The sequence below is a fragment of the Sulfitobacter sp. DSM 110093 genome (assembly GCF_022788715.1).
Lineage (GTDB): Bacteria > Pseudomonadota > Alphaproteobacteria > Rhodobacterales > Rhodobacteraceae > Sulfitobacter.
The window spans coordinates 58058-70201 of record NZ_CP085169.1 but is presented as its reverse complement, the minus strand read 5'-3'; the positions used below and the strand labels follow the sequence as shown (position 1 = coordinate 70201).

The window sequence follows — 12144 nt, the reverse complement described above, 5'->3', positions numbered from 1 at the left end:
GTTTATACTTGAACCAAACCACTCAATGCCGTTTCCTGTCAATGTTGAATTCGAGGTGCGGCAGATGAAGCTTATTTCCAACGTCTCAATGATGTTCTGTGAACTTCCCTTAGTGGAACGGCTCAAAGCAGCGCAGGATGCCGGGTTCGATGGGGTCGAGATCCAATTTCCGGAAGCACAGGCGATTGCGCCTTTGAAAGAGGCATCGAGCGCGCTGGAGATGCCCATTGAGTTGATCAACGTTCCCCGGGGGCCGGGGGAATCTGTCGGTCTCGCCGCACTGCCGGCCGAGAAAGAAGCTTACCGCGCTGCTGTGGAAATCTGTGCCAAACAAGCCGCCACTTTGAACGTGCGCAAAATCAATGTTCTTTCTGGCCGACCGCCTGAAGGCGTGCCTCACGCCGATTGCCTGGCGATGTTGAAGGCCAATCTAACATATACTGCTGAGGTGATGGCCAACATTGATGTGCAGGTCATGGTGGAGGCAGTGAATCGTCACGATGTCCCGGGCTTCTTTCTCTCGGGCCTAGATGAGGCGCTCGCGCTTTTGGAGGAGCTCAACTGTCCTAACATCGCGCTTCAGTTTGATTTGTACCATATGGCAATCACAGAGCCCGACTTACCTGCTGCAATCCGGCGGGCGGGGCCAAGGATCGGCCATGTTCAATTTGCTGACACACCAGGTCGCCATGAACCTGGGACTGGCGAGATCGATTTCGCCGCAGCTTTCACGGCACTGCACGACATAGGCTACCACGGCGCAGTTTCGGCAGAATATCGTCCGCAGCATAACACATGTGACGGACTTCAATGGATGATAGATTTCAAAAGGATGATGGCATGACCCACCAAACCACGTTGATTGAGAGAATCTTGCAGGATGTTCAGAATGGCAGTCCTTTTAACCCGTATGCCGAAGAGCCACCGCGAAGCCTCATGCAAGCCTATGCCGTTCAGGATGAGGTGGCAGCGTCCCTAGCTGCTCCTGAAATGCGCGGCCCGGTTGCTGGTTGGAAGATCGCCGCGAACTCGCAACAATTAATGGATCGGTTCAAACTCAGCGAGCCTGCGTCGGGTCGTATCTTTGCAAGTCAATCAGTGAAAAGCGATGCGGTGCTGGACGCATCGGATTACACAGAATTTGCCTTTGAGCCAGAAATCGTCGCTGTAATGAAGTCGACGCTGGCACCACAAGAGACACCCTTCAATCGGTCTCAGGTGGTGGCTGCCATAGATAGGTTCGCGACTGGAGTAGAGCTATTGGATATGCGTCATACGGACATGCCCAACACTCATATTCCCGATGCTATCGCACAAAATATTTCGAACGTGGGAGCGGTTGTTGGTGATGGTGGGGTTGAGCCAGAAAGCTTAAACACTAGCGATCTTAATACTGTTGTCCTGATTGACGGCAAAGTTGTGCACGACGTTACAGGAGCGGCTCCGCAAAACCCTCTGGATGCCGTAATTTGGCTTGCCAATCACCTCGCGTCTCGAGGCCTCGCCCTTGAAGCCGGTCAAGTCGTCTTCTGCGGAACGCATAGCCCGATCTTATATCATGACGGACCAGGGAAAATTGAAGTCGAGATGTCCGGCGTTGGTAGAGCAGCACTCACGCTTCGCTAAGCAAAGGCCCTTAGATTTTGGGTCCTGACGGCGGGAAAGGCCCGCACCATCAACACAGCATAGGCTGCTCAATAAGCGACTGGCCGAGCTGCTTGGGTAACTGCTGAACTGGTAGCCCGTTGGAACCGGGCGCTTCAGTGGGCTCAAAAGATCGAACAGAAGCTCGCAACGCGATACGGTTGCAGAGGTTTAGGTCCGTATTGCAGTCATGAAGGGCTACACCACGCTTGGCATACCCATCACGGGAACCGTAGACGCTGTGTCTAGGGAAAGGGAAATTCGTTCATAAACGACTTCATACAACAGAACCTCGGGAGCCTGTCACGCTTTGCCACATGTCAAACAAGGTTAAGAAACCTTTGCTTTGCCAGTAGAGGCTTCGTTGCTTGTGACGCTTGGCCCAGGCAAAAGATTACATCAAGTTTCTGACCGCCTGCCGCATCTTTCTATAGCCCTTACTGGAAACCGCAAAGTCGCTAGCCAGCTTCCATTTGGCGCGATAGGCCTCAGGGGTCAGACCATGCACTTGGCTTAGATGACGACGCAGAAGACCCATCTCCTCCCCACATTCCAGACAGGTAAGAAGGTGAGAGCCACCCTCCTGCTCATCCTCGAGATGCTCGCAAGAATTTGCGCCGCGGCCGTTAGGCAGGAACACGACGAAGTCCGTTCCCTCCCCCGGCTGGCTGGATACCGAGATCTCACCGCCCATCCGTTCGACGTCGCGGCGAACGATGCTCATACCAAGCCCCGTGCCTCCTCCCTGACGCGCCGTTCTTGGGTTGTGCGCTTCGAACTCATCAAAAAGTCTGACGAGGTGTTCTGCCTCAATGCCACAGCCGGTATCTGTGATCCTGATAGTGGCACCGTCCTGGCAGTGTTCTGACGCGATCGCGACCCGCACTTCGCCGAGGGACGTAAACTTAACAGCGTTGGAAAGAAGGCGTTCAACGACTTGGGTGAGGACTTGCGCATCAAACAGTAAGAGGGGATCATCTTTGAGGTCACAGGTAAGAGTGAGATCTATCCCTTTGGTCTGAGCGGCATCATGATGCCTATCCACGATATTGCCGATTACTTCCGACAGATTAAAGGATTCCTGGGCAATCGAAGCGGTCGCGTCGTCCAACTCTGCAATCCGCACAAGATCATCTGCGAGCGCGCTCAACCGGGATACATTCCGCTCAATCACCCCAACGAGATTGCGCGCTTTCTCATCGGCCACGACCATGCTCAGAAGACGGGTTGCTCCCCCAATGGAGCTAAGGGGGGTCCGCACCTCATGATTGGCATGCGACAGAAAGCTTGCACGGGTCGCCGCGGCTTGCTCGGCCAAACGTTTGGCCTTTACTCTACCGTCCTCTGCAGAAGTCAGATGAAGCTGGTCGGCTGCGATGGAGGCCAATCGGGTAAGGATTTCAATATCGTTTTCGTCCCAATCCCGCGGGCGGTGGTCTATACAGCAAAATGCGCCCACAACGTCCCCCCGCTCACTGCGGAACGGAACCCCGAGATACCCAATGAGGCCAAATTCAGCAACCGCCGGGTTATACTTAAGCTCAGGGTGCTTTCGAGAGTCTCGGACCACAAGCGGTTTGCCGCTGTCACGGACATGTTTGCAAAAAGAGTGGCTTAGTGGCGTCGAACGCGTCTGGAAGAGTTCTCCTGTCAGGCCCGCGGCTGACTTAAAGAGCTGTTGACCACCCGCATCGTCGATAATCGTGAGAAGGGATATAGGCGCCTTCATGACAAGGGATGCTATATTTGTAAGCTTATCAAAGCGCGCGTCGCGCTCGGACAGAGATGGGTCCAACTCAATAGATTCAGACGCACTAAAATTTGCGGAAACATTACAATTCAATGTCATAGTCCTACACTCTGCCTTACTGGCCGAGGTAAGAGGAAACCCGTTAGGACAATCAATACTAAAAGCCCATTTTGGGCCAAAAAAACGCAAAACTTGCGCCTGCGCAAAGAGCCCATGTCATTGAATACAAATGGTAAAATACCCATTCATGGCAGCAGAAATTATCGCAAGGCAATATCAAGTCTAAAGTATGGCGAAAGAAAGGCGCACAGCCCTTCAAAACTGCCATAATTTCGCTAAACATTTTCGAAACAGTAAACAAAATACTCCGTATTTTTAGTTTGCGTTCAATATTAAGGCCAATTGATGGAAATTCTTGCAGTCGACGACGACCCAATCATCCGAGACCTGGTCCAAACGACCCTATCTGCCGTAAACGCTTGCGAGATCACCACCGCCTCCTCTGGCGCAGAGGCGCTAGAGCTTCTTTCAGCACCAGAAACAAAATTCGACTGCCTGCTGCTCGATATCGAGATGCCAGAAATGGACGGCATTGCCCTATGCCGCAAAATTCGATCCCTACCGGGATACCTCTACACACCCATCCTAATGCTGACGCAAAGGACGGATGCTATCGCAGTGGGCCGCGCCTTCGTGGCAGGTGCGACCGATTATGTCACAAAGCCGTTTGAAGCAGGCGATCTTAGGTCAAGACTGCGTGTGGCAGAGCGCATGATGAAGAGAACAGAAGCCACGCTCCATATTTCCGCACAAGATTTGGAAACGGGATCGCCAGGGGTGCATCACTTTGACGATAGTCAAGCCGTGCACATCGAAGATATCCCTCAACTTGTTCTCCCCTTTTCACTGGGGGCATATCTCTCCCAGCTCTCACGGAGCAGCTTAGATGATTGCCATGTTTTTGCGGTCTCCATCGATAACTTTCAGCAGCTGTACGCGAATGGCACCACCGCAGAGGTCAGGACTGCAATCGTTGCAGTCACGCGGCTCATAGCGCAGAGCATAAGCTGTCCGGAGCTTTTGATGACCCACAACGGGGGCGGCATGCTTCTCTGCGTGGTCACAACTGAGCACCTGCCAGATTGGGACGACGTGGAAAATGCAATTCAACGTCAGTTGGGGGAGTTGGTCCCACGCTATGAGCACGGCGGCAAAATGAATCTCACCCTTTCGATCGGCAAGCCGATCCAGCCGAATGCCAGCGCCACACAGCGCGTAAAGCGGACGTTTGATCGCGCAATCCAACGGGTGAAGTCCGCCAGAACGGAAAGTCTCACGGGCTCACAACCAGATCTGCACCCTGCTGCCGCGGCGTCTTGATGCCGGCGTCGCTTCCCGTTTTGCCCTGCATCACAACGGCGCACGCTCCTACCATTAAAGTTTGTTCATTGGAAAAATGTCGGTCTTAAGTCACTGGCACTTTCCTTCCGATTTATGCGCCGCCTGGACCGGGACTATGCCGGGCAAAATTAAACACTCACCGAAAAACTTCGCAGGAGCCTACCTTCCGCTTTTCAGGTGGAAAATATTCGTTCTGTTATCATGCGACAAAAATCGCAACACTTGGCCAATGGGCGAAAGAAAATACCTTCAAGCGCTCTTCCTTCAATCCCTCAAGGAGAGCCGGAATTACCCCCCAGTCCCTCGACTAGCGTCAGCACCGCCGACAGCTCGATTGGTCCCTCCACCAGAATGCGCCGACTATCTGACAACGCCATGTCGGCGCATCGCACCGTGACGGGACCTGTTGGAGAGATGCACGACGCTGACGTCGCGCCCGCGACCTCAAGGGGGAGAAACACCGCGCCCTGAGGCTCGAGAAGCTCCTAGGCCTGACCTTCCGATGCAAGCCGAGGGTCGCGGCGCCATTTGTGGATCAGACTGGCGCCCCTCGCTTAGCGACGCGCAACCTGCGCAACAAAAACCGCGCCTGCGCAAATCGTCCGCGCCTCATTATCCGACCAGAACCGCTTTTTCTGACCCTTCTTACCCCCCATCCCAAACCTCAAGATGTCTACGATGGTGGACGTCTAGCAAGCACTATGACCCGCCGTCCGAGCGCCGAAGCCGGACGGATGCTGTCAGACCCAGAACGGCCCCATTTTCAACGTTAGACCAGTGTGCGTTCGGCGGCAGTGTCTTGGCGCGGCGGGCCATAAGATGGGGCTTGCCGAAAACCATCGGTTCTCACCCGAAGGTATCTTCTGTGGGAGGCAGCATAGCCCCAGATGTTCGATTGTTGTTTTCTTCAGATGCGAGTAACATACACGGGAAGCAGAAAGGGCGATTACATGGCCTGCACACACAAAAGCTATGACGAAACCGCCTCCGAGGACCGCAGGACTGTGGTTGCGAGCGCAATAAATAGTCAGCGCCTTGAGGGGTTGGAGCTTGACGTAGATACGTTAGCCGATCTTGATAATTTCATTTCAGGAAAAATAGACTTAGCGCAGGTCAAAGCCAAGATTGAAGCAAGGTTCGATCGCCTTGAACCGTCCATATAATTAGACATGTCAGATAAGTATGATGGTGGTGACAGATATTTTGATCCGGACACTGGAATACTCCGCAACAAGCTTGGACTAAGAACACAACAAGACCTTGACTTGGCTGAAACTGGCTATGCGGACTCTACGGGAGTATGCTCGATACATCGCCGAACGCGCTGGTCATAAGCTGACATGGGAGGGGCTGGATCGTGAAGATATGGTGCAAGCATCAATTCTTTCCCATAATTCCAACCACCATGCTCTGCGCGACATTATTATCAGGCAAATGACCTGCTGTTAATTAACTGAGCTTGCGCGATGTGTGGCGGTTGTTCTGCAGAGCTTCAAGCTCAGCTCGATCGGCGGGGCCAAGGTAAAGGCAGATGTCGGACCGAATTTGCATGCAACTTCCCAATGATGACGGAAGATGTGCGCGAATTTGGGGTGATTACCGTATGCAGTCACAAGCGGATGGTCGGCGCTTTTATTCCCCCGCGATCTTTGAAGAGCACAAAATTCAGGGCAGCCCCAGACGTCATTAAATCGCCACAATCCTGGATACACTCTTTAGTATAGATACATACCAAAGAACATGTCGCAAGGGCCCTGGAGACCCAAGCGACAAAGAACAGCTCGTTTCGACTGCCTGCACTTAAAGCCGCAAGGACCCGCTGAATGCGTCTTCCCTTCGCGAACTCTAATTCAAGCATGTCGCATCATGATCAAAGGACAAAGCACATGAAGATCCTCGCCGTCGATGACAATCCCTTCATCCTCGAGTTCTTGCCGGCAATCCTGCAAGGGACGGATTTTGCGAATGTGACCGTTGCCGCTTCGGGAAAGGAAGCGCTCGCAATCATCGAAGCGTCAGCGCAGCCTTTCGATTGCCTCCTGCTGGACATTGTGATGCCCTTCATGGACGGGATAACGTTGTGTCGCAAAATTCGGGCGATCTCGAGCTATCGCACAACGCCGATCATCATGCTGACACTCAAATCCGACGCAATATCAATCGAGCAGGCGTTCGCGGCCGGAGCCAACGACTACATTGTCAAACCCTTCGAAGTCCGAGAAGTTGAACGGCGCCTGCGCGTGATCCAGCGCCTCCTAGACAGTTCAGAAGTGGCGCTGCGGCTCGACCCCAAATTGATGTTGACAGGCGGCCACGAGGGGCAACACGACTTCGCTTTAGAGGACCCGGTTCACGTTCTTGGCGTGCCCCAATTGGTCCCGCCCTTTTCGCTGGGAAATTATCTCTCGCAGCTTTCTCGCAAGCACTTGAACATCTGCCATGTCTTCTGCGCGCAAATCGAGGACATCGCGACCTTATATTCTCGCGGCAGCAGCCGCGAATACGCCATGGCCATCGCCAATGTATCAGGCGCAATCAGCCGGGTTGTGGACTGCCCGCAGCTTCTTATGGCGCATTTCGGCGGCGGTACGATATTATGTATCGTCACCGGCGACAGCCTACCAGGCTGGCCGCAAATAGAAGAGTTAGTCTTAGCCGAACTTCAGATCATGGGGCCCTGGGGGGAAGACGCGAACCACGCACCGATCACTCTTTCGATCGGCCGGCCCGTCCGACCGAATGCCAATCGAACGCAGCGGGTACGCAACACTTTCAACAGAGCGATCGATCGGACGGCTGGCCGTCAGATCTCTAAGAACAATGCCTCGACCTCTCATACGTCAGCTGTATCATCTGCTCGTTGATCTCCTGACGGAGAAAGAAGCGCTTCATCCAACTCGGCCTTCTCCGGTTTATACGGTGAGGCCGAGCCATTCTTTCGAGATAAAGGTTCTGGCAACCTGTCAGGAGGATGGAGATCATGCAGGATATCGGCGCGGACCAAGGCCGCAATCTTCCCCGCGCAGCCCCCTCCGACCAAAAACGCCAACAGTATGGTCCAGCGGCCTCCTCCCAGCAAATACACGACGGTCGCGGTAATGATCGCATAAAGCAGACCAATGAGCGCGACGTTCCTCGGGACCTGAAAGAAACGCGCGCCGACGGCGGATAGCTTGCTGCCTGATCGTTCGACTGGCCCTTTTCCTCCCGCAGCCCCCATTCTCAGTTTCCGTCGCCGCTATCGGGATAGGCAAGGCATCGAACACATAAGGTGTGGGCTAAGAATATCACGCTGCCGTCCGTTTCGGTTAAGCGAAAGTAGAGGTGGAAACAGGCGCGTTGCTTGGCCATGCAACTCCAGTTCCTTAGTTAACGTTGACCCCTCCGGTAGCGGGAAAGCTGCCGGAGGGGTCAACATATTTTCTCAAATCAACCGGGACGGTTAGATGCTGCCTAGGCCGTCGTCGGTCAGCCCTCCCAGCAGATCGGTGACTTCGTTAAGCGTCTCGCCGAGCGGGTTATCGCCGCCGAGCAATCCGCCAGCGAGACCGCCAGAGCCGCTATCTTCTCCGGTCAGACCACCGAGCACGTCACCCAGCGGACCATCTTCTCCGGTCAGGCCGTCAAGGACATCACCCAGTGGGCCCTCCTCCCCAGTTAGACCGCCAAGCACGCCACCCAAAAGTCCACCCAGAGGATCGTCGGCACCGCCCTCTCCTGCGGACGTACCCTCGCCAAGAGTACCAGTGCTGGTAAGGTCGCCGACAATCCCACCAGAGCCGGTAATGTCTGACAGAACCCCCTCGTTGCCAACGAGGTCACCAAGCAGGCCATCAGAGCCCGTTACGTCACCTAATACACCCGAATTGCCGGTGAGATCGCCTAGCAGGCCACCATCAGAGATAACCCCATCAACCAAGCCAATGCGATCATCTGGGACGCCATCTCCGAGGAGAGGTTGTCCCAAAAGAGCATCCCCCACAGTGCTCGCCGGGGTGCCCTCGCCAATCAGATCGCCTAGCAGACCCTCAGAGCCCGTGATGTCTCCCAGAACCCCAGAGTTTCCTGTCAAATCGCCCAGAAGTCCGTCGTCAGAGATCACCGGGTCGAGGAAGCCTTGATTATTCAGGTCTGTGGGCTCAGCTGGGTCGGCCGGGACCGTAGGAACGCCATCTCCCAACAGGCCACCCAGCAGATCATCAGCGCCTCCTTCGACCGTACCTCCGCCAAGCGTACCTGTGTTGGTAAGATCGCCAACAAGCCCTCCGGAACCAGTGATGTCTGACAGAACCCCCTCGTCACCGACTAGGTCACCAAGCAAGCCATCAGAGCCTGTCACCTCACCGAGCACACCCGAATTACCGGTGAGATCACCCAACAGTCCCCCATCCGCGAGGACCCCGTCGAGAATGCCTACGCTGTCATCAGCAACGCCATCTCCCAACAACGGCTGGCCTAGAAGGTCATCTCCCACGGCACCAAGCGGGGAACCCTCGCCGATCAGATCGCCAAGCAATCCCTCAGAGCCCGTGATGTCTCCCAGAACCCCAGAGTTCCCTGTCAGATCACCGAGGAGGCCATCGTCAGAGATCACCGGATCAAGGAGGCCTTGATCACTCGAGTCCGTAGGATCAGTCGGATCGGTCGGATCCGTGGGATCGGTCGGGTCCGTAGGATCAGTTGGATCGGTTGGGTCCGTAGGATCAGTCGGATCGGTCGGGTCCGTGGGATCAGTCGGATCGGTTGGGTCCGTAGGATCAGTCGGATCGGTCGGGTCCGTAGGATCAGTCGGATCGGTTGGGTCCGTAGGATCAGTCGGATCGGTCGGGTCCGTAGGATCAGTTGGATCGGTTGGGTCCGTGGGATCAGTCGGATCGGTCGGGTCCGTGGGATCAGTCGGATCGGTTGGGTCCGTAGGATCAGTCGGATCGGTCGGGTCCGTAGGATCGTCGTCTCCCCCACCGCTACTGCTGGCCGCGGCACCAATTAGACCTAAGCCACCTGCCGCCGCCGCGATCAAACCCTCATTAGACATCTCACCGCTACCACCGACAAGAGGATCACCTTCGACCCCGCTCTCGGTCCCGTCGGCCAGAACCAAACTATGCAAAGAACCGTCCGCTGCTGGAATGTAAAAATCATTGACTGTGATCACATCCCCGTTCGCAAGGGTAATGAACAAGTCATCCCCCTGTCTGGCGTAGCGCTCAATGTCGGAACGGTTAACGTCAATCTTGATGCCAATTTCAGAACCGGCTTGGATGGTTCGATCTGCCATGTGCAAACTCCTCATGGGGGCCGCCTTGGGAGAGGCGTACTTCTAAAGTATGTATAAATAACTTAAGTATATGAGAAACAGGCGTTACTCTGGTTGTCAATCCTGAATGGGGGGGGCTTTGCCACCCTCATCTCAGATCCCGCCCCCGGTATGAAATCGCTGAGCGCCTTGAAATTAAGGGAAAAGCCCCGCCTTTCAGCGGGGCTTTTGGTAAGTGCGAGAAGTTAGAAACAGTCTGTTTACGCGCCATCCACCGAAGCCGAGAGGCTCAGGAGCATGCCGTCACCACCGAGACCATCCAGCAGATCGCCGCCTAGATTGCCAAGCAGACCCCCATCACTACCCGCTCCCAGCAGGCCGACACCGGTGAGATCACCCAGCAATCCGTCCTCGCCGGTTACATCAGCCAGCAGGCCCATATCTCCAACAAGATCACCGGCCAAGCCCTCGGACCCGGTCACGTCACCCAGTAGGCCTTCGTTCCCCGTCAGGTCGCCAAGCAGACCGCCGTCCGCGATCACCGGATCAAGCAAACCATCCTCAGCCCCCACGGTGGCCAACAGGTCCTCAACCGTACCAGAGACGACATCAGCTGGTCCGCCGTCCCCGCCGAGAAGGCCGCCAAGAACGCCACCTTCACCGCCGAGCAAGCCACCAACGAGGCCCTCGTCACCAAGAACACCGTCTAGCACGCCACCCTCACCGCCGAGCAAGCCGCCAACAACACCCTCGTCACCAAGAACACCGTCTAGCACGCCACCCTCGCCGCCAAGCAGACCTCCAAGAAGATCCCCTTCGCCGCCGAGCAAGCCGCCAACAACACCCTCGTCACCAAGAACACCGTCTAGCACGCCACCCTCGCCGCCGAGCAGACCTCCAAGAAGGTCCCCTTCGCCGCCAAGCAAGCCGCCAACAACACCCTCGTCACCAAGGACACCATCTAGCACGCCACCTTCACCGCCGAGCAGGCCGCCAAGAATACCGCCATCACCGATAACGCCATCAAGAACGCCTTCTACGGTTTCAACGATACCGTCCACTGCGCCACCTTCGCCCAGCAAACCATCGGTCAGCCCGGTCCCGCCAAGGACGCCGCCCAAAAGACCGTCATCAGACACAAGTCCTCCAGTCAAACTACCAGACCCGTCACTGCTGCCCAAAAGGCCGCTGCCCGTTAGGGTGCCAACCAGGCCATCCTCTCCGGTAACGGGGCTCAAAAGCCCGTCGTTGCCAACCAAATCTCCCAGCAAGCCATCGGACCCGGTCAGGTCTCCCAACAGCCCATCGTTCCCGGTGAGACCACCCAGCACGCCTTCATCCCCAAGCACGGGATCAAGCAATCCAGTGTCCGCCTCATCCGTAGGCTCAGTGGGGTCCGTCGGATCGGTTGGATCAGTTGTGTCTGTCGGGTCGGTTGTGTCCGTCGGGTCGGTTGTGTCCGTCGGATCGGTTGTGTCCGTCGGATCGGTCGGATCTGTTGTATCTGTAGGATCAGTTGTGTCCGTCGGATCAGTCGTATCGGTAGGGTCTGCCGGATCGGCCTCATCATCGCTGTCATCAGCAAACGCGAGAGAAGCTGTGGTCAGAGCGCCCAGCCCAGCACCGATTTGCTCCATGTTGCCACCAAGACCGGCAACCTCTTCCGTGTCATCAAAGGTCCCTTCAACGCCGCTGAACGTACCATCAGCCAGCATCAGCTTGTGCGGCACACCGCCAGCCGCAGCTTCGTAGAAGTCAGATACGACGATCTTACCGCCATCACGCAACTCTACAACAAGGTTGTCCCCTGACTTTACGTATCTGGAAATGTCACCTTTGGCGGCATCTATCTTCACGTTGGCTAGGCCGCCAGCCTGGAGCTCAGTAATCGCCATCTCTTCTTCCTCTATCTATCCAACGCCCCTTGGGAGCGTGACCATTGGTCCACCCAGTTTCTCAATAACGAGATCACATACTAAAGTTGCGGTCAATGGATAGCTTACATACTTTTAGACATGTGCACCTTGCGTTGCTCATACACCCCGATATCCAGCCAAATGCTCATCAAGGGAACCCACGCGGTTGACGATAG

At 55.6% G+C, this 12144-nt stretch carries 8 protein-coding genes; 5 read left to right on the top strand and 3 right to left on the bottom strand.

From position 1 onward, the window contains the following. Positions 1 to 64: 64 nt before the first annotated feature. Together DSM110093_RS18570 and DSM110093_RS18565 are read left to right on the top strand one after the other, a co-directional pair. On the top strand, positions 65 to 844 hold the full coding sequence (locus DSM110093_RS18570; RefSeq protein ID WP_243267961.1) for a TIM barrel protein: 780 nt from the start codon (positions 65 to 67) through the stop codon (positions 842 to 844). Beyond that, entirely contained in the window at positions 841 to 1626 is a 786-nt protein-coding gene (locus DSM110093_RS18565; protein WP_243267960.1) for a fumarylacetoacetate hydrolase family protein, read from the top strand. The genes DSM110093_RS18570 and DSM110093_RS18565 overlap by 4 nt, the downstream gene beginning before the upstream one ends. A gap of 412 nt (positions 1627 to 2038) precedes the next feature. On the opposite strand, the gene DSM110093_RS18560 is transcribed toward DSM110093_RS18565, so the two are convergent. After that, on the bottom strand, positions 2039 to 3493 hold the full coding sequence (locus DSM110093_RS18560; protein ID WP_243267959.1) for an ATP-binding protein: 1455 nt from the start codon (positions 3491 to 3493) through the stop codon (positions 2039 to 2041). Between the two features lie 306 nt (positions 3494 to 3799). Between DSM110093_RS18560 and DSM110093_RS18555 the strand changes: the two genes are divergently transcribed. The 3 genes from DSM110093_RS18555 (at position 3800) to DSM110093_RS18545 (ending at position 7659) form a co-directional block, all read left to right on the top strand. Next, positions 3800 to 4774: a response regulator gene (locus DSM110093_RS18555; RefSeq protein ID WP_243267958.1), complete on the top strand. Its 975-nt coding sequence runs from the start codon at positions 3800 to 3802 to the stop codon at positions 4772 to 4774. A 971-nt stretch (positions 4775 to 5745) separates the two neighbouring features. Next, positions 5746 to 5958, top strand: coding sequence for an antitoxin VbhA family protein (locus DSM110093_RS18550; RefSeq protein WP_243263313.1), 213 nt, complete (start codon positions 5746 to 5748; stop codon positions 5956 to 5958). 723 nt (positions 5959 to 6681) lie between these two features. Continuing rightward, complete coding sequence (locus DSM110093_RS18545; protein ID WP_243267957.1) at positions 6682 to 7659, top strand: response regulator; 978 nt, start codon at positions 6682 to 6684, stop codon at positions 7657 to 7659. A 578-nt stretch (positions 7660 to 8237) separates the two neighbouring features. Here DSM110093_RS18545 and DSM110093_RS18540 read toward each other — a convergent pair. Together DSM110093_RS18540 and DSM110093_RS18535 are read right to left on the bottom strand one after the other, a co-directional pair. Beyond that, on the bottom strand, positions 8238 to 10073 hold the full coding sequence (locus DSM110093_RS18540) for a BapA prefix-like domain-containing protein (protein WP_243267956.1): 1836 nt from the start codon (positions 10071 to 10073) through the stop codon (positions 8238 to 8240). Between the two features lie 239 nt (positions 10074 to 10312). Further along, positions 10313 to 11947: a BapA prefix-like domain-containing protein gene (locus DSM110093_RS18535; protein ID WP_243267955.1), complete on the bottom strand. Its 1635-nt coding sequence runs from the start codon at positions 11945 to 11947 to the stop codon at positions 10313 to 10315. Positions 11948 to 12144: the final 197 nt, after the last annotated feature.